A 21,958-nucleotide genomic window follows, 5' to 3' on the forward strand; every position below is an offset into this window, starting at 1 on the left:
AGATTCGCACTATTTCGTCTTGAACTTCACACGGTGGAACGGGGATCTTAATTTTGCTCAGAGCTTGCGGTGATACTCTCCGAACTTTGGTCCCCGTAATGTACTTTCGCTTTGCCTCATGAAAATACGTTGAACCCAAAAAATATGATACGTATCGCGCGTTGAGATTCGATGAAAACCTACACGCGTCCCCACTAAACACGAGTGGTTCGTCACCAACCCACGCCACTGCTTTACACAGATCCTCGTCGTTCTCACTTGTAGTAGCAATGAGTACGTCCCCGGGATACGCGCGCTTGAATTTCCGAGAATCCTCAGACGATACAAAACTAAGAGTTTCGCTCGCAGCCACTCCATAATGGGTGTAAATCTGGCCGTAATGAATCGCGGGAACACCCCTCGATTGGAGCTGATTCTTCTGTAAACCGCTGCCCCGTTCAAATGTGCCAACAGAACCCATAGGAAGATACTCCACCCCGTTCGGGCAGTACTTCTGGATCAATTCGTCAATACGATTCACTTGGCACCCTCCAGATCCGCGACAATCGCGTCGATAGCGGCGCGCAACTCAGCTTGGCGGGCCACGATCCCCTCGATCTCCTTATTGAGCGCGTGGATATCTATCTTTTCCCGGGTATCCTCGGGCTCCACATAACTGGAAACCGACAGATTGTAATCAGCGTCCGCGATCTCGCTCATCGGAACAAGCTGCGCGAAATGCTCCTGATTCTCCCGCTTCGCATAGGCATCCAGAATCTGCTCGCGGTAAGCCTCCGTGATCTGATTCTTCGTGCCAGACCGCTCGAACAATTGAGAAGCATCAATGAACAGAACGTTCGAATCCTTCTTGGCCTTCTTAAGCACCAGCACACACGTACCGATGGAAGTGCCGTAGAACAGGTCCACCGGCAGCTGGATCACGGCATCAACATAGTTGCCATCCACCAAATATTTGCGGATCTTCTGCTCCGCCCCGCCGCGGTAGAGCACCCCGGGGAACTGAACAATAGCAGCCGTGCCATCTTCTGCCAGCCAGGAAAGAATATGCATGGTGAAAGCCAGATCAGCCTTCCCCTTCGGGGCAAGCACACCCGCCGGGGAAAAGCGCTCGTCGTTCATTAACGTGGGCGAATCCGAGCCGATCCACTTCGTGGAGTAGGGAGGATTGGAAACAATCGCCTCGAAGGGCTCATCATCCCAATGTGCCGGTGCGGTGAGCGTATCCCCCAGCGCGATATTGAACTTCGAGAAGTTCACGCCGTGCAAAAACATATTGATCCGGCACAGGTTATAGGTGGTGAGGTTGATTTCCTGACCGTAAAAACCTTCCTCCACGTTATCCCGGCCCAGCACCTTAGCGAATTTAAGGAGCAGCGAACCAGAACCGCAGGCCGGATCATACACGCGCGACACCCGTCGCTTACCTAGGACGGTGATGCGGGCGATCAGTTCCGAAACGTCTTGCGGGGTGAAGAATTCCCCTCCCGATTTCCCGGCCGACGACGCATACATCGTCATGAGGTACTCGTAGGCATCACCGAACGTATCGATATCGGCATCCTGGTAATTGCCGAACTCAAGGTCGCCGATAGCATCAAGCAATTTCACGAGCTTGTCATTACGCTGCTCGATGGTGTTACCCAGCCGCGGGCTGTTGACGTTGATGTCCTCGAAAAGGCCCTTCATATCATCTTCGGATTCGCTACCCGTGGCCGAAGCTTCGATGCTTGAGAAGACCTTGGCAAGAGTTTCATTCAGATTAGGATCACGCGGGGCAACCTTGCGGATGTTCTGGAACAGTTCAGAAGGCGCAATGAAAAATCCGAGGGTCTGGACAAGGTAGGCGCGGGCCTGCTCTGCGTCGTCGTCAGAAAGCTGCGCGTAATCGAAACCGGTCTCGCCCGCTTCCGCCTGGATCTTATTCACCCAGTTCGTGATGTGCTCGGAAATGAAACGGTAGAAGAGCATGCCCAGCACGTAGGCTTTGAAATCCCAGCCATCCACGCTTCCGCGCAGATCGTTGGCAACTCGCCAAATTGTCCGATGCAAATTCGCCCGCTGAGCCGCAGCTGCCACAAGAACCTCCTTGTTATGTTCCACCGCAACTTTACCGGAGTTTCGCGGGGGCCGAGGCTACGACTCAGGTAAAACGTGGTGGGGCCGGCCCAAACGAGCCAGCCCCACCACGTACTACGTTGCCGCCGAATCGCGGCGCTACTAGTTGCCGCAAAAACGGCGCTGCCTAGATGATGTTACTTTTCCACCACGGCGAGCACGTCACGCGCGGAGAGGATAATGAATTCATCCCCGCCGTAGTTGACTTCGGTGCCACCGTAGCGGGAGTACACCACAACATCCCCCACCTTGACATCCATGGGAACGCGGTTGCCCTTGTCATCAATACGGCCCGGGCCCACCGCCAGAACGGTGCCCTCCTGGGGCTTTTCCGAAGCGGTATCGGGAACGATCAGACCGGAAGCGGTGGTCGTTTCTGCTTCAGCTTGACGGATAACAACGCGATCCTCAAGCGGCTTAATGGAGACCGACATGCGGCTCCTCCTTACTTCTCAACTCGTGCACTACAAACGCGCTCAGAACCGGGACCCGCCGTCGCGGGGGCCGGGCCCGCACTAAGCACAAGCCGTAGCATGAACTACGTCCGCTATTAAAGGTAAGCCGCACTTAGCACTCAGTCAAGGTGAGTGCTAAGGATTTGCGAAAAGCGAAGTTTCTCGCACGGCGCGCTCTCGGTTGCAGGGCTCCCGGCATTCACACCTACCGCGTCGCACCCGCACTCGCGCCGTTCCTCGCGCTTAGTTCACCTCATCGGGATGGGAGCTCACCCGCCCGGCTTCCCCGGCATCCAGCACGGCAATCGCCTGCATTTCCGCGGCGCTGAGCTCGAAATCGAAGACGTCGATATTCTCCTCCATACGCGCCCGGTGCGTGGTTTTCGGGAAAACAATATGCCCGCTTTGCAGATGCCAGCGCAACGTGACCTGCGCGGCGGTTTTCCCGTGCGCGCGGGCCGCGGCCGCAATCGGCTCCAGTTCATCAAGCCCGTACTTAGACTGCCCCAGCGGCCCCCACGCCTCGATCTTGATATCGCGCGCGGCGCAATACTGAGAAACTTCGTGTTGCTGGAAACGCGGGTGCAGCTCAACTTGGTTCACGGCCGGTACGACGCCGCCATCAGCCACGATGCGATTGAGATGCGCAGGTTGGAAATTCGATACGCCCACCGAACGGACCAACCCAGCTTCCCGGAAGCTCACCAGGTCCTTCCAGGCCTCCCCGTACAGCCCCTGCTGGGGTGCCGGCCAGTGGATGAGATACAGATCCACGTAATCAAGCCCGAGTTTCTCCAGGGATTGCGCCAGCGCGGCCGGGGCATCGGCCTGCCGGTCATTCCACAGTTTCGTGGTGATAAAAAGTTCCTCGCGCGGGATACCGGAGGCCGCAATCGCGCGCCCCACCTCAGCTTCGTTGCCGTAAATGGCTGCGGTGTCAATATGCCGATAGCCGGTGGCCAGCGCCTCGCTCACCACGCGCTCTGCCTCCTGCGGCTTCACCAGGAAAACGCCGAAGCCGAGCTGCGGGATGGTGTGTCCGTCGTTCAATGTCAATGTCGGAATATTAGCCATATCACATAGTGTGCCAGGCGCGGGCAGCTCGCGCCAGGCACTCCCCCGGGCGCGTTAGGCTCCGCCTCCCCAGACGCGTTAGGCCCCGCCCGCCCGGGCACGCTAGGCTTGGAAGCGTGGAACAGCTCGACGTCGCCCACTGGCTCACCTCCCCCGCCGGGCAAGCCCTCCTCGCCACCATGCCGGCCCATAACGTGGCCGATGCTTTCAAACTCTCCACCGAACTGCGCGAACGCGGCCTCACCCCCGAGCAAAGCTCCGCTCTGCTCACCCAGACCCGCCTGCGCGATGCCGCCCGCGCCAAATTCGGCGAGCGCGCCACCCGCATGTTCTTCACCGACGCCGGCCTCCAGCAATCCACCCGCGCCAGCGTGGCCCGCCAGCACGCCTCGGTCTTCCAACGTGCCGGCGTGCGCGAAGTGCTCGATTTCGGCTGCGGGATCGGGGCGGATTCCCAGGCCTTCACCGACGCCGGCCTGACCGCCCTGGGAGTGGAGCGTGACCCGGTTACCGCTCATTTCGCGCAGGCTAATGCCGGTTGCGCCGTCGTACCAACAGATGGATACACCCTGCTCGGTAGCTATGAGAGCCGCGAGGGGCTGTGGCTCGACCCGGCGCGGCGCGATGCGCGGGGAAAGCGGATTTCGCATCCCGAGCACTGGCAGCCGGCCCTCAGCGATGCCATTGCGCTGGCGCGCGAATTCCGGGTGACCGGAATTAAGCTCGGGCCCGGGATTCGCTGGGCGGATTTGCCCGCCGACGCCTTCGTCGATTGGGTGAGCGTGGACGGGGACCTCGTGGAGGCGGTGGCGTGGTTCGGGACGCGCGATCCGGGGCGCGGCGCCACGATCCTCACCGAAAAGCCCCGGCGCGAGGAGGGCGACGACGGCGCCACTTCCGCCACCAGGAACTTGGTCGGCTACTACCGCACCTGGCGCGGGGATCCGAGCCAGTCCGCCGCTCCCCTGCCGGCCCGGCCCCTGGATGCGTACCTGTACGAACCGGATCCGGCGCTTATGCGCGCGGGCGGCCTTGACCAGGTGTGTAGCGATTTTGATTTGGCTCCGATTTCGCCCGGGCTGGCGTATTTAAGCGGCGACGCCGTCGCCTCCCCGCTCCTCGCCCGTTTCAAAATACTGGATGTGCTCCCGCTGCACGCCAAAACCGTGGCTACCGAGCTGCGCAAACGCGGCGTCGTGCGGGCCGAAATCAAAAAACGCGGAACCGATATTGACCCGGCGCTCTTCCGCAAACAACTCAAGCTGCACAAGAACGCCGGGGACGGCGCCGCCACCGTGATCCTCACCCGGATCCTCGGCGAGCACCGCGCTATCGTCGCCGAACGCGAAGGGTGGTAGGCGCTAGAACGCTACCAGATCGAGGGGCATATTCGTGTCCACCGTAATATCGAGGGACGACGGCGCCCGCCCGCTGACCGCCACGCTGTACCCGAGGGCAGCAATCATGGCGCCATTATCGGTGCAGTAGCGCAGCGCTGGGATACGCACGTTGATCCCGCGTTCGGCTCCGCGCTGAGCAGCCAGTTCCCGCAGCCGGGAATTCGCGGAGAACCCCCCGCCCACCACCAGGGTGTCACAGCCTTTATCTTCGCAGGCCCGCAGGGCTTTATCCGTGAGAGTATCGGTAATAGCTTCGGTGAATCCGGCGGCAATATCGGGAACATTGACTTCTTCGCCGCGTTCCTCCAGGCCCTCAATATAGCGGGCCACCGCGGTTTTCAGGCCGGAGAAGGAGAAATCGTAGCGGTGGCGTGCCTTATTTTTCCCGCCTTCCAGGCCGCGCGGGAAACGAATGGCATCCCGGTTGCCGGTGCGCGAAAGTCGGTCAATATGCGGGCCGCCCGGGTAGGGCAGGCCGAGGAGGCGCCCCACTTTGTCGAAAGCCTCACCTGCGGCATCATCCAGAGTGCCACCCAGCTCCGTCACGTCCCCGGCAATATCGCGCACATGCAGAATCGAGGAATGCCCACCGGAAACCACTAGGCCAATAAAGCTTTCCGGGAAGGGCCCGCTGGCCAGCTGATCCACCGCCAGGTGCCCAATAATATGATTAACGCCGTAGAGCGGAATACCCAGCGCCAATGCCAGGGATTTCGCGGCGGAAACCCCCACGGTGAGTGAACCAATGAGCCCCGGGCCGGCGGTTACCGCAATCGCATCCAGATCGCCCAGGCCCACGCCAGCCTTCTCCAGGGCCGCGTTCAAGGTGGGGACCATTTGCTGGAGGTGAGCACGCGAGGCAATCTCCGGGATAATGCCGCCGTAGCGGGCGTATTCATCCATAGACGTGGCGGTCGCATCGGCCAGCAGCTCGCCGTCGCGTACGATCCCGATCCCCGTTTCATCACACGAGGTTTCGATTCCCAAAACTGTTGTACTCACGCCCGGCAATCTTACTCCTCACTTTTCCCATGTGGGAGTGCGCAGCATCTCCAGCGCGCGCAGGCGATCCACTTTCCCGGAGGCCAGCATGGGGATAGCTGCTTGCACCACCCGGCGTGGCGCGGCGGCCTTCCCCAGCTGCGCGCGCACGTACTCACGGACCTCCGCCGCGCGCTGCGCGAAAGGAAAATCAGCTTCCAGAATTACTCCCACGATCTGCCCCCAGCGTGCATCTGCCACCGGAAGAACTTCCGCGCGCCGCACTCCCGGGAAACTGCACAGCACCTCGCTGACCTGCCGGGCATGCACCTTCACCCCGCCGGAAATGATGACGTCATCGAGCCGCCCGGCGACCTGCACGATCCCATCGGTGACGCTCCCGGCATCATTCGTCACATGCCAGCGCCGGCCGCCACTCGTTATAAAAGCCGCAGATTCCGGTTCGTCCAGATAACCCGCGGCCAGCATCGGCCCGGATAAGTGCAGCCGCCCACCGGGCGCGGCCACCTGCACCCCGGGCAGCGGGATGCCGTTATAGACGCAGCCGCCCGCGGTTTCCGTCATGCCGTAGGTGGTCACCACCGGGAGCCCCAATGCTCGGGCACGGATAATGAGCGACGGCGCAGCCGCCGCCCCGCCCACCAATATGGCACGCAAGTTCCTCAAGGCCGTGGTGCCCACGTGGCCGGATTCCACAATATCGGAGAGCTGGGTGGGAACCACGGAGAGGAAGCCACCCTCCGGCATATCCACCATGCCCGCGCCGCCGTGCTCGCGTAACGATACCCTGGGTGGGAGCACCACCGGATAGCTACCGGCCACGCAGGAGCGTGCCACTACCTGGAACCCAGCCACGTGATGCGCGGGAAGGGCCAGCACCCAGCGGCCCCTACCCCCGAAGAATTCCGCGGTGGCGGCTTCCGAAGCGAGGAAAGCTCGGGCGGAGAGCCCAACCAGATGCCCCCTCCCCGTGGTAGAACCCGAGGTTTGCAAAATAAAATCGATATCCGGCCGCCACCGGATCCGCCCCGCCACCGCCGCCGCATCGACCGCAGCAACCGCCGCATCCGCGGCCGTAGTCGCAGCAACCGCTGCATCCGCCGCTACGCCATCCGAAGAAGCCAACGGCATGAGCGGGCGGTGGCTACCGGGGGATTCCAGCCGCGCCGCTATCGCATCGTATAGCGCGCGTATACCGCTCCGGGAAGGAACAATGAACTCGATATCCTCCGGGCCAAGAACACTGGACATGCGCGAACCTCAACCCGCCTGTTTTAGAAGTAGCGCGGGTAGGGATCCCAATTGGGGCTGCGATGTTCGAGGAACGCATCCCGGCCTTCCTGGGCTTCCGGCGTCATATAGGCCAAACGGGTGGCTTCACCAGCGAATACCTGCTGGCCGGCGATACCGTCGTCGACCATATTAAAAGCAAATTTGAGCATACGGATGCTTTGCGGCGATTTCGTGGCAATAATACGCGCGTACTCGAGAGCGGTTTCTTCCACCTGCGCGTGCGCAACCGCTTCGTTAATAACGCCCCAGGCCGCGGCCTGGTCCGCGCTGTATTCGCGGGCGAGGAAGAAAATCTCGCGAGCGCGCTTGTCACCGGCCTGGCGGGCCAGTAGGGCGCTGCCGTATCCGGCGTCGAAGGAACCTACATTGGCGTCGATCTGCTTGAAGCGGGCGTGTTCGCGGGAAGCAACCGCCAGATCGCAGACCACCATGAGGGAATGCCCGCCACCGGTCACCCACCCGGTGAGCGCCGCGATCACCGGTTTCGGGGTGGTGCGGATAAGGCGCTGGAGTTCGAGCACGTGCATGCGGCTGGCTTGGGCGTGGTCGATCTGGGCGCGGCGTTGAGCCACCCCGGCGCTGGAATCCGCGCCGGCCTTTTCGTACTGGTAGCCATCTGCCCCGCGCACCCGCTGGTCGCCACCCGAGCAGAACGCGTAACCGCCATCGCGCGGGGAGGGGCCGTTCCCGGTGAGGATAATGGCGGCCACATCGGAACTCATGCGCGCGTGGTCGAAAGCCCGATAGAGTTCGTCCACGGTGAGCGGGCGGAAAGCGTTACGCACATCGGGGCGGTCAAAGGCGATGCGCACCACCGGGAGGTCCTCCCCCGCGGGCCGGCCATCCACCTCCCCGCGGGAAATACCACGATGGTAGGTAATATCTTCAAACTCAAAACCGGGGACCGTGCGCCAGCGCGCGGGATCGAACGTATCTGAAACCGAAGGAAGCATACTCATGGGGGACAGTTTAGCCGGCAGGCGCTAGTATGGGGTCTGTTTCACACTCTCGGCGGCGCGGAGCCACGGCCTAGCGGCCCGGACCCGCGCGCCGTCCCGCGTACTTGTCAACGAGGCCATGCTTACTGAATTAGTCAATCCTTTCCCCGAGCTGTCCCGGGTGCTCGCCTATTCGATTCCACTCAAGCGCCGCTTCCGAGGAATTACCGTGCGGGAGGGACTGCTCCTGGAGGGCCCGGCCGGCTGGGGTGAGGCAGCTCCGTTTTGGGATTATGACCCGCGGGAATCAGCCCGGTGGCTGCGCGCCGGAATCGAGGCGGCCACCCGGCCTTTTCCGCGCCCGCTGCGCAGCCATATCCCCGTGAACGTGACGATCCCGGTTACCTCACCTCAAGACGCGGCCCGGTTGGTTCGCGGCGCGGCCGGGTGCACCACCGCGAAAGTGAAAGTTGCCGATCCGCGCTCGACCCTGCGCGAAGATTGCGAGCGGGTGGCCGCAGTGGCGGCGACCCTCGGGCCGGGCGGGAAGGTGCGCGTGGATGCGAACGCGGCCTGGGATACCGATACTGCTATCCGGGCCATCACCGAACTTGATGCGGCGGCGCGCGCGGGCGGGCTGGCCGGGCTGGAATACGTGGAGCAGCCCTGCAAGGAGATCACGGAGCTCGCCCGGGTGCGCGCCCGAGTTGCTCCCAAAATTGCCGCGGATGAATCGATTCGCCGCGCGAGCGACCCGCTGGCGGTGGCCCGCGCGGGAGCTGCCGATATTGCGGTTATTAAAGTGGCGCCCCTGGGAGGAATCCCGCGCGCACTCAATGTTGCTCGCGAGTGTGGATTGGATGTGGTGCTGTCCTCCGCCCTGGAGACTTCGGTGGGGATCGCGGCCGGGCTGGCCGCGGCCGCGGCCCTTGATCACCTCCCCTACGCCTGCGGTTTGGCCACCGTTCAGCTCCTGAGCGCCGATATTGTGAGCAAAGCGAAGCTGCCTCGCGCGGGCATGATCGAATGCGGGAGGGCCGCCGTAGATACCTCGCAGCTCAGCGCGGCACCGGACTTGGCGGCGCGCTGGCAGCGGCGCCTGAGCGAGATGATGGAGTGGTACTCATGAGCATAATGAACGACGACGCAACCGCCGCGCACGCCCGCGATATTATCGGGGCGCTGATCGGTTCCGGAGTGCGCCATATGGTCATCTGCCCCGGTTCGCGCAATGCGCCCCTCACCTACGCGGCAGCGGCAGCGACGCGCGCCGGCCTGATCACCACCCACGTGCGAGTCGATGAGCGCAGCGCTGGCTTCTTCGCCCTCGGGCTGGCCCGCGCTGAGGTGCTCGCCGGAGAGCGCCGCCCGGTTGCTGTGATCACCACGTCCGGCACCGCCGTCGCCAATCTTCACCCGGCTCTCGCGGAAGCCGATGCCACCGGGATCCCCCTCCTCGCGGTGACCGCGGACCGGCCCGCCTATCTGCGCGGCACCGGAGCCAATCAGACCACCCAGCAAGCCGGAATATTCGCCACCGTGGTGCGCGCACAGGTGGATATTCCGGCCTTCGGGGAGGACGGCGCGTTGGTCGCGAACCAGGTGTGGCGCACGGCCGCCCGGGCGCTCGGCGAGGGCGGGCGCCCCGGCCCCGCGCATCTCAATATTTGTTTAGACGGCAATCTTGCCGCGCTGCCCGCTCCCCCGCGGGTATGGGCCGCGCCCCGCCGGATTCCCGCGCCGGCCCCTATGGGTGCGGCCGGCGCGCCCTGGCCGGAAGTTCTGGACCGGGAGCTGGGCACCGTTATTGTGGCCGGGGATGATACCGGCAGCGGGGCGGGCATCGTGGCGCTCGCCACGGCGCTGGGCTGGCCGCTGCTGGCTGAGCCGAGTAGCCCGGCGGCGTACGGGCCCGCGCTCAGCCACTACGTTTACTATCTCCAGCACATGCAGGGTATTGAGCAGGTGCTCCTGTGCGGGCATCCCACTCTCTCGCGTCCCGTCACCCAGCTCCTCAAACGGGCCGATATTAATATTGTGGCGGTGGCTGATCGCAGCGGCTACTATTGCGATCCTTTCGGAACGGTTCGCGCCGTGCTACCGGCGCTGCCGCCCGCACCGGAAACTACGGGTACGATTCCACCGTTGTGGCGCGCAGCGGAGGAACGTAGCGCCACGATGATAAGCCGACGGCGCAGCCTAGCCACGCGCACCCCCGGCGCACCTTTCGATCCCCTGCATATTGCCTGCACTATCTGGGATAGCCACAGCGAGCATCCCGAGAGCGCCCCGCTGCTTTTCGTGGGAGCTTCGTCTTCTATCCGGATCCTCGACCGCGCGGCGCGCACCCCGGCCCGCCCGCTTCGGGTTCTCAGTAATCGCGGGCTGGCGGGGATTGACGGCACCATCAGTTGCGCGCGCGGGCTGGCCACCGCCACCGGAGAGCCAGTGCGGGTGCTGCTGGGCGATCTCACCTTCCTTCACGATATGGGCGGGCTGCTCCGCGGGAGTTACGAACCGGAGGTGGATCTGCAAGTCATTGTTCTCAACGATGCGGGCGGCTCCATTTTCGCCGGCTTGGAGCACGGCGAGCCGCAGCACGCGCAGGATTTCGGGCGTTATTTTGCGACGCCGCAGCGCTGTGACATCGAGTACCTTGCCTACGGAATGGGAGCTGATTATCTGGAGGTGCGCAGCCTTGACCAGCTCGATGACCTCCTGGAGCGCCCGATCCGCGGGGTGTCGGTAGTCGAGGTGCGTACCGATATTCCGGATCTGCGCGCCCGGGATGCGCAGGTGCAAGCGGAGATTAGTGCTGCCCTGGGTGCGTAGCTCACGCGATGCACGAGCGAAGCACCGCATGGGCTGAGCGCCGGGTGAGCTGAGCGCCCCGGCGCGGTACGGGGCTTAGCGGCTTTCCGCTACCGCGCTGAGCATGGGGAGCATTTTCGCTTCGGTTTCCGCGAATTCTGCCGCCGGGATAGATTGCGGCATAATCCCGCCTCCCGCGTACAGGGTGATGAGGTTTCCGGTGATGTGGCCCCCGCGCAACGCGATCCCGAATTCGCCGTTGCCGGCCGCGTCCACCCAGCCGACCGGGCCGGCATACCGCCCGCGGTCCATATGTTCCACATCGGTGAGAATATCGCGGGCCAGGGCGGTGGGCTGGCCGCATACCGCCGCGGTGGGATGTAAAGCGAAGGCCAGGCCCAAGGCGGAATGCTCGCTGCGTCCGCGCACATCGGTTGCCAAATGGCACACGTTCGGGAGCTGGAGCAGCCCCGGTTGCTCGGGAATGTCCAGCGAGCTCGCCACGGGAGTAAGCGAGCTGCGCACCGATGCCACCGCGATCTCATGTTCGCGGCGGTCCTTTTCCGAGGCGAGGAGCGCCTCCCCCTCATCCGCTGTGGCTGTTCCCGCGAGGACCCGGCAGGAAAATTCCCCCGCCCGAGTACCAACCAAGAGTTCGGGGGTGGCGCCCACCAGGCCGCGCACCGCGTATATCCAGCAGCTCGGATAGGAGCGCGCCAGGTGGGCGCACAGCAGGCGCGGATCGAAATCCCGTTGCGCCCGCAGTTTTTTATCTCGGGCCAGCACTACTTTGTCCGCTTGGCCAGCGCGGAGCATATCGCGCACCGTGGCCACCGCCGCGCACCATTCGCTTTCGCTTAGGCTCCCGCCTTCCGAGTGCGTGGCCCCGCAGCCGGGGATGCTCGCTAATGCGGCGCGGCCCGCCGCGCGCACCGCCTCCCCGTCCAGGGAGTCCAAGCGCCGAGCCAGATCTTCACAATCCACCCCGATCACCCAGCTGGCGGCCTTGGTGATCACCAGGAGAGTTTCCGGGATCAGGAGCATCCCGCCCCGGAGAAACCCGAAAGATCCGAAGGCGAGCGGGAGTGCGCAGGGCAGCTCTGCGTCGTCGTACTTGTTCGTATCCGTGTGGCGGTTGTGCCCGGTTCGCTCGCTGTGCCCGGTTCGCCCGGTTCGCTCAGTTCGCTCGCTGTGCCCGGTTCGCCCGGTTCGCTCAGTTCGCTCGCTGTGCCCGGTTCGCGCGGTTCCCCCGCTGTGCTGTGCCGCGCCGCTCAGCTGCGCCCAGCGCGCGGCCGCGCGTTCAAGAGTATCCGGGGCCTCGCTTTCTACCGCCGTGTATTCGCCCCAGCCGAGAAGCGCCAGGTGCGGGCCGACCCACGCGCTGATATTCGGGGAGGGAGCGAGACCGAAAAGCTCCGGGCAGATCGGGAGGGGCTGGCGCAGCCGGTGAACCTCAAATCCTGCAAAATCCGCAACGTCCGCAAAGCCCGCAACGTCCGCCGCATCCGCACAGCCAGCCGCATCCGCATAATCCACAGCATCCGCCCTACCCGTCATATCCGCGCCGCTGCATTCCGCCATCCCGTTTCCTTTCGCTGTCACTACACTGTGCCGGCGGATTCACCCGCGAGCCCGCAAAGGGATAGTTTAGGCCGAAGCGGCGGCTAATGAACAGCGCATAATCGTGGCGTCACGCCCGTGATAGTAGCCCGGGCGCCGCCCCACCGCGGTAAAGCCGCGCGAGGCATAGAGTCCGGTGGCAATCGGGTCGTCCGAGCGGACCTCCAGGAACATGGTTTCTCCGCCCGCGTCACGCGCCAGGGTCATGAGGTCGTCAAGAAGCGCACCGCCCAGGCCCTGCCCGCGCACCGCCTGCGCGACCGCGAGGGTGAGGATTTCGGCTTCCACTCCGAGGCTCACCCCGCCGGCCGCCAGGATGGGCGGGTGGAGATCGTCGAGCGCATTAATGGAAGGAGCGCTTGGTTTAGCAGTGCCGGGCGCGGATGAATTGTTGCCAGACGCGGCAGAATTCGCGGCAGTACTCGGGAATACCGCCGTTGCCGAAGCTGCGCCGCACTCCGCTACTTCCCGCGGGGGCTCCACCGTGTAGAGCAGGTAGGCTTCGCTGCTGGCCCGCAGCGCCTGCTCCCAGGCCCCGCGCGGCCAGGCTTCCCGCGCGCCAAATTGCGCGGCGTCGAAACGCGCCAGGTCACGCGCCCAGGACGGATCAGCTACCACGCGCCGCACCGGCACATCGCGCCAGTGCCGCGGCATCTCACTCCCCATCGCGCGCCTAGCTGCCGAGGTAACCGCTGCCCGCCGGCTGGGCCACACCCTGCGCAATATCGGGGCGGCGCAAATACTGCGGCTCGGTATCGAGCGCCTCGCCCGCCGCCAACTTCGCGCCCGCGCGCGCCACCATGAGCTCCGGTTCGCATTCCACCACGCGCGCCCCGCTCAGTTCCGGATACATATCCCCATGGGATACGACGACGCTGGTATGTTCGCCGCGCAGCGCAGGCACCTCGGCCGGGCGGATAATCCGGGGGCCGTCCGTGACGGTGAGTTCGCCGCGCGCCGCGCTCTGGGCAGCCGGTGCTGCTTCTGCGCTCAGCACATACAGTTCCTTACGCCGGGCATCGATGACCGCGAGCGCGCGGGTAGCTCCCTCGCGCAGCGCACCCAAGGCCCGCACTTCCAGGGAGGAAACGCCGTAGAGGGGCACATCCCAGGCGAAAGCGAGGGTGCGGGCGGTCACCAAGCCGGCACGCAGCCCGGTAAAAGCCCCGGGGCCGGTTCCCGCCACGATGGCATCGGCGCGTTCCACCCCGGCGGCATCCAGGACTGCCTCGACCATCGGGGTGAGAGTTTCAGCGTGGTGGCGCGAATCCGGGGACACCTCGCGGGCCAGAGTGGCGATCTGCCCGGCGGCGCCGTCGTTCCCAAAATGATCCACACGGACCAGGCCCACCACGGACAGGTCGCTGGTATCAATCGTCAAAATATTCATGAAGCATTCTCCTGGTGGTACGAGGCGAGCAGGTCGGCGGCGAGCTGGCGCGAACGCGGGCCGGAAGCGCGCAGGCTGAGGGTGCGGGGCGAATCGACGTACAGGTCGAGCACATCGCTGCCGGCCGCGGCGCCGACGGGCCGTTCGATATCAATATCGAGGCGGTCATTGGTGAGGACCTCGGTTTTGCCTTCGCCCCATTCCACCACGGTGGCGGATTCTTCCAGGGAGGAATCCAGGTCCAGGGCGTCCAGTTCTTCCAGGGAGGTGAGGCGGTAGGCGTCCACGTGGACGAGGTCGGGGCCACCCACGCGCGAGCGGTGCACATTGGCGATCACGAACGTCGGGGAGGTCACGCGCCCGCCCACGTTCATGCCTTCCGCGATTCCGCGGGTCATTGTGGTTTTTCCGGCGCCCAGCGGCCCGTTGAGCATGATGAGGTCGCCGCCGCGCAGGAGTTTTCCGAGGGCGCAGCCAACGGCGTGCATCGCCTCGGCGTCCTCAATAAGGATCTTCTCAGTCACCGTGCTATTCTACGTCGCTTCGCGGGCGCGGGCGTAGGGCGTGCGGGCCGGGGCGCGGGGCGACGTGCAGGTGCCGGGTTCAGCACGTCGGGGCTGCGGCGGGCCGCTAGTTTTCGCACGCGGTATTTCTTTGCGCGGGTGCCTACTTCACGTACACGCGCGGGACCCGGGCGGCCACCCGGGTAATAATCTCATAAGAAATCGTGCCGCTGGCCAGCGCCCATTGCGCGGCGCTCACTTCCCCGCGGGCCGGGTCGCCGAAGAGCACCACGGGGGTGCCGGCCGGCAGCGGCCCGTCCAGGCGCACCACAAACTGGTCCATGCACACCCGCCCGGTGATGGGCGCGCGCTGAGCGGCCGGCCCCTCCCCGACCGTCACATAGCCCTTATTGGACAGCGCCCGCGGAACCCCATCGGCATATCCGAGCGGTACGACGCCGAGCACGGCCCCGTCCTCAACAACGGCCGTGTGCCCGTAAGAAACGCCGGCGCGGTGGGAAAGCTGGCGGGTGGTGAGGAGTTCGGATTCTAGGCGCATGGCGGGGCGCAAGCCCAGGTCAGAGGCGAGGGTGCGGCGCGGTTCGGGGCTGAGCCCGTAGAGGATAATGCCGGGGCGCACCATATCGTAGCGGGCTCCCGGGTGCCAGAGCACCCCGCTGGAGGCGGAAAGGTGGGCCAGGCGCGGGCTGAGGCCGGCGCGGGCGGCGAGGCGGCGAGCTTCGTCGAAAGCGGCGATTTGGCTGGTGGTGGCATCGCTATCCGGGTCATCCGCGCAGGCCAGGTGGCTCCAGATGCCAACCACTTGAAGGCGCCCAGCCTGTTGGTGTTCGGCTAGGAGTTGTGCGGCCGCGGGGATATCTTCCAGGTTGAAGCCCTCGCGGGTCATGCCGCTATCCACGCTCAGGTGGACCCGGGCGGTGTGGCCGGTAGCTTCCGCGGCCCGCGCTACCGCCTCAATCATCCAGGTGTCCCCCACCGAGAGTTCAATTCCGGCTTTCAGTGCCGGAGCGAGGTCACTATCGGGGGTGTAAATCCAGGAGAACACCGGGGGCAGAGTCGGGTGGCCAGCCAGCGCTTCACCTTCGGTAGGCCGCTCCCCCCATTCCCGGACCAGCGCGAGCGCTTCGGCAAGTTGGGCAACCCCCAGGTAGTCCGCTCCCGCGCGCGCGAATGCGCGCGCAGCGGGAAGCAACCCGTGGCCGTAGGCATCACCTTTGATAACCGCCATGATTTTCTGGCCCGTGAGGTGGGCCCGTACCCGGGTGAGGTTCTGTTCGAGCGCACCCAGGCTGATGGTAGCTCGGGAGGTGAAAACTGCGGGATCAAGGTTAAACATGGTGTTCTTCCTGTTGAGGCGCGGATAGGAGTGCGGGGCGGGACTGGCGAGCTGCGGCGCGCTGGTCGCCTGCGGGCGAGCCGCGCTGCGAGCTGCCGGCCGCGGGCCGCGGCGCGGGCGTGCCTGTATTCTACGCGCCGCTCAGAATCTGGCCGATGACCTCCGGTATGCGCGCGGCGATCTGGGCTGCGCTGATAGGCCGGCCCGGCGCGGGGGCAGGTTCCCCGAGCGCGCCCCGCACCGGCGCGGCGAATGGCGTTCCGGCCGCGAGCGCGGCAGCGCGGGCATGCACGTGCAGGGCAGCGGCCGCAATACGGGCGGCCGCCCCGGGTGCGAGGCAGGCAGTCGCAGCGGGTGCGTCGATTACGGTGGGCCCGCCCGCGCCATCTGCCGGCTCGGTGAGTTCAGTACGCCCCGCAACCTCCGTGTGCTCGGCAACCACGGCATGCTGAGCGAGCATGGCTCCGATGAGCCCGGCCAGCACATCGCCGGCCCCGGCCACGGCGCGCCAGCCAGGCGCTCCGCCCTGGGCGTAGCACGATCCGCTCGGGCTGGCCACCACGTCAACGGATCCCTTGAGCACCACCGTCGCACCCAACCGGGACGCCAGGGCCCGCGCGGCCGCCACCGGGCAGGACTCAATCACCGCGCGGCTAAAAGGCGTGCCATCCCCGTTGCGGAGATCCAATTGCGCGGCGAGCAGGGCGGCTTCCCCGGCGTGCGGGGTGAGCACCACGTGCTCGCCGAACCGCACGCCTTTGCGCGCCGCTATATCGGCGATGGTGGGCAAGGCCCCAGCATCCACAACCACCGGGGAGCCGTCTTTAAGCGCGGCGTGCAGCAGGGCCGGTGCTCCCGGAGGATCGCCCGAACCAACCGCGAGGGCCTGGATGCGCCCCGGGGCCGCCACCACTTCCGGATGCGCGGTGATGACCAGCTCCGCGACCTCATTCTCGCCGAGGTAACGTACCATCCCGGGTCCCGCCGCGAGAGCGGCCGTCGTCGTTAATAAACCCGCACCCGGGTACTGCACCGAACCGGCCACGATCCCCACCACGCCGCGGGTGTATTTGTGGTCGTTGGCGCCGGGCACCCGCCACAGGTCCGCCACATCGGAATCGCCCAGGCGCAGCACGGAAGGTTCGCCCAGGTAGGGGGCGAAGCCGAGTTCCACCACCTCGATGCGCCCCGCGGCCCGGCGGGCCGGGTCGAGCACCAGCCCGGCTTTGGCCGCTCCCATAGTCACGGTGAGGTGGGCGGAGAGGTAGGGGCCAGGGAGGGCGCCGTCGTCCACCCCGATCCCGGAGGGGGTATCCACCGCGACCACGAGCGGTTCCACCGGGCTGGCCAGGCGCTCGGATTCCAGCGCGGCAAGCCACGAAGCCAGCGGTTCGCGCGCCGGCCCGCGCGCACCGATGCCGAGCAGCCCGTCCATCCACACGGCGCTGCGGCGCGCGAGCTCAACCGCCTGCGCCACGCTGGCCTCGCGGATGAGAGTGCCGCCGGCCCGCTCCAAAGCCTGCGCCCCCGCGCGGTGATAGGCGGGCAGCGGAAGCGCCGCCACCACGGTGGCCCCGCGCCGTGCTAAATATGCACCGGCGTAGAGGGCGTCCCCGCCGTTATTACCCGCCCCGGCAAAAATCGCGATGCGGGTCCCGCTCACGCGGATGGAGCGGCGGCGCAGCTCCCAAATAATCGCATTCGCGAGCGCCCGAGCGGCCCGGGCCATGAGCGGCTCGCCGGCCGCCAACAGGGGTTCTTCCGCGGCTCGCACGGTCGCGGCATCATAGGTACGCAACATACTGGTATGGTAACGCGCGCCCGCGCCCGTGGAGCTGGGCCGGCGCGGTCACGAACCGCGAGCAGAGCCGCGCACCTGCGCCGCGATACCCGCGCCCAGCTAGTAGGCTGGCCCCATGGAGTCCAACCGTCACCTCGTCACCTTCACGCACGACGAATGGAGCGCCCTCGCCAAGAACGCGCCCCTCCCCCTCACGCACACGGATGTGCGGCACCTGAAAGCCCTCGGCGACCCGATTGACCTGGCCGAAGCGGATGCTATTTACCGCCCGCTCTCCGCGCTGCTGCAAATGTACGCCCAGGAAATCGGCGATCTGCACCGCAAAACTTCCGATTTTTTGGGTTTGCGCGAACAGCGCACGCCTTTTGTCATCGGTATTGCCGGTTCGGTTGCGGTAGGAAAATCGACGACGGCGCGACTTCTCCAAGAGTTGCTTCGGCGCTGGCCCTACACTCCCCGAGTGGACCTGGTGACCACGGATGGCTTCCTCTACCCCAATGCGGTGCTGGAAGAGCGCGGCCTCATGGACCGCAAGGGTTTCCCGGAATCCTATGATCACGCCGCGCTTCTTGATTTTCTGCGGCGGGTCAAATCCGGGGAGGACCGCGTGGAGGTGCCCCGCTACGATCATGTTATTTACGATATTGTGCCCGGTCAGCACCAGGTGGTGGCCCACCCGGATATTCTCATCCTGGAAGGGCTCAATGTGCTCCAGCCGCCACTGCTGGCAGCCGGCTGGCCGAACAGGAATGCCGGGGACGGCACAGCGGCCGGCGAGCAAGCTGATTCGCGGCCCGGCACCCGGACCGCCGCCCCCGCGCGCGTCACTCCCACAGATGCTGCTTTCTACACCGGGAACCTCACCGCGGTTTCCGATTTCTTCGACGTCTCGATTTACGTGGACGCTTCCCCGGAAGATCTGGAAACCTGGTATCTCTCGCGTATTTTCAAATTGCGCGACGTCGCTTTTAATCTGCCCGGCGCCTATTTCCACCAGTTTGCGGATATGCCAGACGCCGAGCTGCGGGCCCGCTCCCTCGACATCTGGAACGCCATCAACCTGCCCAATCTGCTGGAGAATATTCAGCCCACCCGCGAGCGCGCCGATATTATGCTCTGCAAGGGCGCCGACCACCGGGTCCAGCGCATTCACCTGCGTAAGTTGTAGCCGCCCGGCCCATAGCTAGGCTGTGCCCCGGCCAGCAGCGTAGGCGGGCCGGGGCACAAGGCTACGTGGCGGCGTCGTCGTAAAAAATACTGCGCGGCGCGCACCGTAAGAGTTATAGCGCGAGGTTTGTGGCGACCACGTCCGCGAGTTCGTGGGCCACGGCGTTTGCCTCCTCCTGGGTGGCGGCCTCGACCATGACGCGCACCAGCGGCTCGGTGCCCGAGGGGCGCAGCAGCACCCGGCCGGTCTCCCCTAGGCGTTCCTCGGCCTCGCGGACCGCGCGCTGGACCTGCTCGTTTGTGGAAGCCGCGGCTTTATCCACATTCGGAACATTCACGAGGATTTGCGGAAGGCGGGTGACCACGCTGGCCAGCTCTTTCAGGCTGCGCCCGGATGCCGCGACCTGCTGGGCGAGGAGCAGGCTGGTGAGGGAGCCGTCGCCGGTGGTGGCTTTTTCGAGGGAGATGACGTGGCCGGATTGTTCGCCGCCCAGGCTGTATCCCCCGCGGCGCATTTCTTCGAGGACGTAGCGGTCCCCCACCCCGGTTTGGATCGTGCGCACGCCGTGCTCTTTCATCGCCAGGAGCAGGCCGAGGTTGGACATGACCGTGACGACGAGGGTATCTTTCGCGAGTTTGCCGGCATCCTTGAGGGCGAGGGCGAGGATTGCCATGATTTGATCGCCGTCCACGAGCTCGCCTTCGTGATCGACCGCGAGGCAGCGGTCTGCGTCGCCGTCGAAAGCCACCCCGAAATCGGCGCCGTTATCCACGACCGCGCGCTGGAGGGCTTCCGGGTGGGTGGAGCCGCAGCCGTCGTTGATGTTGTATCCGGAAGGATCGGCGTTAATAACAATAACCTTCGCTCCGGCGCGGCGCAGCGCCTCGGGTGCGATGGCGGAAGTGGCGCCGTTCGCGCAATCGGTGACGATGGTCAGGCCGTCCAGCCGGGTGGTGATCGCGGTGGTGAGGTGGTCGAGGTAGAGGCGATCCCCGAATTCTGCGGTATCGCTGATGCGGCCGATGCCGGCGCCGGTGGGGCGGCCCCAGTCCGTGCCGAGGAGTTCTTCGATTTCGTCTTCGAGGCTGTCTTCGAGTTTGAAGCCGCCTTTGGCGAAGAATTTAATGCCGTTGTCCTGCATGGGGTTGTGGGACGCGGAGATCATGACGCCCAGGTCATAGCCGCCTTCCGCGGTGAGGAAGGCGATGCCGGGGGTGGGGATAACGTCCACGTGTTCCACGTCCACCCCGGCGCCGGCGAGCCCGGCCGCCACCGCCTGGGATAGCATCCCGCCCGAGACACGCGAATCCTGACCGATGACCGCGCGCGGGCGGCCTTCCCCGTCGAATTCGCGGGTGAGGACCCGGGCGGCGGCTTCACCCAATTTCACGGCGAGGTCCGCCGTGAGTGCGCGGTTTGCGAGTCCGCGGACGCCGTCTGTTCCAAAAAGTCGTGGCATTACTCAGCCTTTCGCCGGGGCGCGGCCGGTGCCGCGCCACATGTGCTTCCCTCTGTTCTTATTTCGCCCGCGGGGCCCGGAACCGGGGCGGCTGTGGAGCTTGTTGAAGCTGGCCGGCCTGGTTGGCACCGCGGGTGCGCTGTGTTCTACTGTAACGCGCGCGGCCGGCCGGCGGAAAAAGGAACGCGGGGTGGACGCGGGGTGGCCAAACGGCGAACCGCGCACGGCGCACTGCAAAGGGCGAACCGCAGCATAAAACAAGGGAGGCCCCGAAGTGGGACCTCCCTTGTAAAAACTGAGCGCTGCGCCGAAATGGCGCATAACGCCGAAGCTTAACGCTTGGAGAACTGCGAAGCCTTGCGGGCCTTCTTCAGGCCGGCCTTCTTGCGTTCCACCGCGCGAGCATCGCGGGTGAGGTAACCGGCCTTCTTGAGGGCCGGGCGATTCGCTTCGCGGTCAATTTCGTTGAGGGCGCGGGCGATGCCAAGACGCAGCGCACCGGCCTGGCCGGAAATGCCACCGCCGTTGATACGGGCGATAACATCGAAACGGCCTTCGAGATCGAGCAGGGTGAAGGGGGACTTCACGAGCTGCTGATGGATTTTGTTGGGGAAGTAATCGGCCAGGTCACGGCCGTTCACCTTCCATTCCCCGGAGCCGGGGACGAGCCGGACGCGGGCAACGGCTTCCTTGCGGCGGCCGAGTGCCTGACCCGGGACAGCGGCGGATACACCCTGACCGACCTTGGGGGTTTCGGTCTCTGTGGTGTAGGAGCCGCTGAACTCCTCCTCCACCTGGGTGTCAATTTGAGTTTCTGACATTGATGTAAATCCTGTTCCGAAAAAAGCGGCCGAACGCGACTCGCTTATTGGGCGATCTTCTTCAGCTCGTAAGGTTCGGGCTTCTGAGCTCCGTGCGGATGCTCAGCGCCGGCGAAAACCTTCAGCTTCTTCAGCTGCTGGCGGCCGAGAGATGTGTGCGGAAGCATGCCGCGCACCGCCTTAATAACGGCCTGCTCGGGATTCGAGGCAAGGAGTTCGGCGTACGAGGTAGCCTTGAGGCCCCCCGGGTAACCGGAATGCCGGTAAGCCATCTTCTGCGTTGCCTTGCTTCCCGTGAGGGTCACCTTGCTCGCATTCGTGATAATAACGAAATCGCCGGTATCCATGTGAGGAGCAAAATTCGGTTTGTGCTTCCCACGGAGCAGGGCGGCAACCTGAGCTGCCAAACGCCCGAGGACAACATCGGTGGCGTCAATGATGTACCACTTCTTCTCAATGTCGCCGGGCTTAGGAGTGTACGTGCGCACGTGCGTAGCCTTCGTTTCTGATATTGGTTCCGAACATCCGCCGTGGTGGCGGGCGAAACCGTAACGGTCAAAAGTTAGATGTGCCCTTCACAGCGCGCGACGAGTGGGAATAAGCATCGCGCCGATGGTATGGACAACAACGCTCTATCATACCCGTAGCGCCTATGCCGGTCAAAGCTTTGCCGACGCTGTGAGGTACTCCACCGGCGCTTCCGCGCGGGAAAGTACGACGACGCCGCACCGGCCCGCCGCCTCACTTTCCT

Annotated in this window: 19 protein-coding genes and 1 pseudogene; 4 read left to right on the top strand and 16 right to left on the bottom strand. The window is 65.0% G+C overall.

The window, feature by feature from the left end; genetic code table 11:
- Nucleotides 1–13 precede the first annotated feature (13 nt).
- From ACRQEC_RS04380 to ACRQEC_RS04395, 4 genes and pseudogenes are all read right to left on the bottom strand, one after another.
- A pseudogene (locus tag ACRQEC_RS04380) lies at nt 14–460 on the bottom strand (restriction endonuclease subunit S); the annotation flags it as partial.
- 56 nt (nt 461–516) lie between these two features.
- A complete protein-coding gene (locus tag ACRQEC_RS04385; RefSeq protein WP_284889235.1) occupies nt 517–2,076 on the bottom strand; it encodes a type I restriction-modification system subunit M in 1,560 nt (519 codons plus the stop codon).
- 176 nt (nt 2,077–2,252) lie between these two features.
- Nucleotides 2,253–2,549, bottom strand: coding sequence for a co-chaperone GroES (gene groES / locus ACRQEC_RS04390; protein WP_284889236.1), 297 nt, complete (start codon nt 2,547–2,549; stop codon nt 2,253–2,255).
- Nucleotides 2,550–2,813: 264 nt separating this feature from the next.
- The gene (locus ACRQEC_RS04395; RefSeq protein WP_284889237.1) at nt 2,814–3,644 is read right to left on the bottom strand and encodes an aldo/keto reductase; all 831 of its coding nucleotides are present in this window, start codon (nt 3,642–3,644) and stop codon (nt 2,814–2,816) included.
- A 116-nt stretch (nt 3,645–3,760) separates the two neighbouring features.
- On the opposite strand from ACRQEC_RS04395, the gene ACRQEC_RS04400 reads away from it, so the two are divergent.
- Complete coding sequence (locus ACRQEC_RS04400; RefSeq protein WP_435734854.1) at nt 3,761–5,002, top strand: THUMP-like domain-containing protein; 1,242 nt, start codon at nt 3,761–3,763, stop codon at nt 5,000–5,002.
- 3 nt (nt 5,003–5,005) lie between these two features.
- On the opposite strand, the gene tsaD is transcribed toward ACRQEC_RS04400, so the two are convergent.
- Genes tsaD through ACRQEC_RS04415 form a run of 3 tightly spaced genes read right to left on the bottom strand, consistent with a single transcriptional unit; the run spans nt 5,006 to nt 8,298 of the window.
- Entirely contained in the window at nt 5,006–6,046 is a 1,041-nt protein-coding gene (tsaD, locus tag ACRQEC_RS04405) for a tRNA (adenosine(37)-N6)-threonylcarbamoyltransferase complex transferase subunit TsaD (protein WP_435733993.1), read from the bottom strand.
- Between the two features lie 18 nt (nt 6,047–6,064).
- On the bottom strand, nt 6,065–7,297 hold the full coding sequence (locus ACRQEC_RS04410; protein WP_284889240.1) for an AMP-binding protein: 1,233 nt from the start codon (nt 7,295–7,297) through the stop codon (nt 6,065–6,067).
- Between the two features lie 23 nt (nt 7,298–7,320).
- Complete coding sequence (locus tag ACRQEC_RS04415) at nt 7,321–8,298, bottom strand: 1,4-dihydroxy-2-naphthoyl-CoA synthase (RefSeq protein ID WP_284889242.1); 978 nt, start codon at nt 8,296–8,298, stop codon at nt 7,321–7,323.
- 118 nt (nt 8,299–8,416) lie between these two features.
- Between ACRQEC_RS04415 and ACRQEC_RS04420 the strand changes: the two genes are divergently transcribed.
- Together ACRQEC_RS04420 and menD are read left to right on the top strand one after the other, a co-directional pair.
- Nucleotides 8,417–9,406, top strand: coding sequence for an o-succinylbenzoate synthase (locus tag ACRQEC_RS04420; RefSeq protein ID WP_284889243.1), 990 nt, complete (start codon nt 8,417–8,419; stop codon nt 9,404–9,406).
- Nucleotides 9,403–11,109 carry a 2-succinyl-5-enolpyruvyl-6-hydroxy-3-cyclohexene-1-carboxylic-acid synthase gene (gene menD / locus ACRQEC_RS04425; RefSeq protein WP_284889244.1) on the top strand — a complete coding sequence of 569 codons (1,707 nt, stop codon included), beginning with the start codon at nt 9,403–9,405 and terminating at the stop codon, nt 11,107–11,109. The genes ACRQEC_RS04420 and menD overlap by 4 nt, the downstream gene beginning before the upstream one ends.
- Before the next feature lie 75 nt (nt 11,110–11,184).
- Here menD and ACRQEC_RS04430 read toward each other — a convergent pair whose 3' ends face one another.
- The 6 genes from ACRQEC_RS04430 to ACRQEC_RS04455 all read right to left on the bottom strand — a co-directional run bounded on the left by ACRQEC_RS04430 (nt 11,185) and on the right by ACRQEC_RS04455 (nt 17,759).
- A complete protein-coding gene (locus ACRQEC_RS04430; protein WP_284889246.1) occupies nt 11,185–12,669 on the bottom strand; it encodes an isochorismate synthase in 1,485 nt (494 codons plus the stop codon).
- A 66-nt stretch (nt 12,670–12,735) separates the two neighbouring features.
- The gene (locus tag ACRQEC_RS04435) at nt 12,736–13,362 is read right to left on the bottom strand and encodes a GNAT family N-acetyltransferase (protein WP_284889247.1); all 627 of its coding nucleotides are present in this window, start codon (nt 13,360–13,362) and stop codon (nt 12,736–12,738) included.
- A gap of 19 nt (nt 13,363–13,381) precedes the next feature.
- A complete protein-coding gene (gene tsaB, locus ACRQEC_RS04440) occupies nt 13,382–14,098 on the bottom strand; it encodes a tRNA (adenosine(37)-N6)-threonylcarbamoyltransferase complex dimerization subunit type 1 TsaB (protein WP_284889248.1) in 717 nt (238 codons plus the stop codon).
- The gene (gene tsaE / locus ACRQEC_RS04445; RefSeq protein ID WP_035276466.1) at nt 14,095–14,622 is read right to left on the bottom strand and encodes a tRNA (adenosine(37)-N6)-threonylcarbamoyltransferase complex ATPase subunit type 1 TsaE; all 528 of its coding nucleotides are present in this window, start codon (nt 14,620–14,622) and stop codon (nt 14,095–14,097) included. Before tsaE ends, tsaB begins: the two co-directional genes overlap by 4 nt.
- A 142-nt stretch (nt 14,623–14,764) precedes the next feature.
- Nucleotides 14,765–15,958, bottom strand: a complete 1,194-nt coding sequence (gene alr, locus ACRQEC_RS04450) for an alanine racemase (protein WP_284889250.1) — start codon at nt 15,956–15,958, stop codon at nt 14,765–14,767.
- 130 nt (nt 15,959–16,088) lie between these two features.
- Nucleotides 16,089–17,759 (bottom strand): bifunctional ADP-dependent NAD(P)H-hydrate dehydratase/NAD(P)H-hydrate epimerase, encoded by a 1,671-nt coding sequence (locus ACRQEC_RS04455; RefSeq protein ID WP_284889251.1) that lies wholly within the window; start codon nt 17,757–17,759, stop codon nt 16,089–16,091.
- 115 nt (nt 17,760–17,874) lie between these two features.
- On the opposite strand from ACRQEC_RS04455, the gene coaA reads away from it, so the two are divergent.
- Nucleotides 17,875–18,927 (top strand): type I pantothenate kinase, encoded by a 1,053-nt coding sequence (coaA, locus tag ACRQEC_RS04460; RefSeq protein WP_284889252.1) that lies wholly within the window; start codon nt 17,875–17,877, stop codon nt 18,925–18,927.
- A gap of 112 nt (nt 18,928–19,039) precedes the next feature.
- Here the strand turns inward: coaA and glmM are convergent, their stop codons facing one another.
- From glmM to rplM, 3 genes are all read right to left on the bottom strand, one after another.
- Nucleotides 19,040–20,386, bottom strand: coding sequence for a phosphoglucosamine mutase (gene glmM / locus ACRQEC_RS04465; RefSeq protein WP_284889253.1), 1,347 nt, complete (start codon nt 20,384–20,386; stop codon nt 19,040–19,042).
- 332 nt (nt 20,387–20,718) lie between these two features.
- A complete protein-coding gene (rpsI, locus tag ACRQEC_RS04470; RefSeq protein WP_016443070.1) occupies nt 20,719–21,207 on the bottom strand; it encodes a 30S ribosomal protein S9 in 489 nt (162 codons plus the stop codon).
- A gap of 44 nt (nt 21,208–21,251) precedes the next feature.
- Nucleotides 21,252–21,695 (bottom strand): 50S ribosomal protein L13, encoded by a 444-nt coding sequence (gene rplM, locus ACRQEC_RS04475; RefSeq protein ID WP_087070545.1) that lies wholly within the window; start codon nt 21,693–21,695, stop codon nt 21,252–21,254.
- Between the last annotated feature and the right edge of the window lie 263 nt (nt 21,696–21,958).

It is taken from the genome of Actinotignum saccati (genome assembly GCF_051265055.1).
GTDB lineage: Bacteria > Actinomycetota > Actinomycetes > Actinomycetales > Actinomycetaceae > Actinotignum.

What these genes read in the sequence shown, in the direction of transcription:
- groES (WP_284889236.1), bottom strand. Translation starts at nt 2,549, where the DNA reads ATGTCGGTCTCCATTAAGCCGCTTGAGGATCGCGTTGTTATCCGTCAA.
- ACRQEC_RS04395 (WP_284889237.1), bottom strand. Translation starts at nt 3,644, where the DNA reads ATGGCTAATATTCCGACATTGACATTGAACGACGGACACACCATCCCG.
- ACRQEC_RS04410 (WP_284889240.1), bottom strand. Translation starts at nt 7,297, where the DNA reads ATGTCCAGTGTTCTTGGCCCGGAGGATATCGAGTTCATTGTTCCTTCC.
- ACRQEC_RS04415 (WP_284889242.1), bottom strand. Translation starts at nt 8,298, where the DNA reads ATGAGTATGCTTCCTTCGGTTTCAGATACGTTCGATCCCGCGCGCTGG.
- ACRQEC_RS04420 (WP_284889243.1), top strand. Translation starts at nt 8,417, where the DNA reads ATGCTTACTGAATTAGTCAATCCTTTCCCCGAGCTGTCCCGGGTGCTC.
- menD (WP_284889244.1), top strand. Translation starts at nt 9,403, where the DNA reads ATGAGCATAATGAACGACGACGCAACCGCCGCGCACGCCCGCGATATT.
- ACRQEC_RS04430 (WP_284889246.1), bottom strand. Translation starts at nt 12,669, where the DNA reads ATGGCGGAATGCAGCGGCGCGGATATGACGGGTAGGGCGGATGCTGTG.
- ACRQEC_RS04435 (WP_284889247.1), bottom strand. Translation starts at nt 13,362, where the DNA reads ATGCCGCGGCACTGGCGCGATGTGCCGGTGCGGCGCGTGGTAGCTGAT.
- tsaB (WP_284889248.1), bottom strand. Translation starts at nt 14,098, where the DNA reads ATGAATATTTTGACGATTGATACCAGCGACCTGTCCGTGGTGGGCCTG.
- alr (WP_284889250.1), bottom strand. Translation starts at nt 15,958, where the DNA reads ATGTTTAACCTTGATCCCGCAGTTTTCACCTCCCGAGCTACCATCAGC.
- ACRQEC_RS04455 (WP_284889251.1), bottom strand. Translation starts at nt 17,759, where the DNA reads ATGTTGCGTACCTATGATGCCGCGACCGTGCGAGCCGCGGAAGAACCC.
- coaA (WP_284889252.1), top strand. Translation starts at nt 17,875, where the DNA reads ATGGAGTCCAACCGTCACCTCGTCACCTTCACGCACGACGAATGGAGC.
- glmM (WP_284889253.1), bottom strand. Translation starts at nt 20,386, where the DNA reads ATGCCACGACTTTTTGGAACAGACGGCGTCCGCGGACTCGCAAACCGC.
- rpsI (WP_016443070.1), bottom strand. Translation starts at nt 21,207, where the DNA reads ATGTCAGAAACTCAAATTGACACCCAGGTGGAGGAGGAGTTCAGCGGC.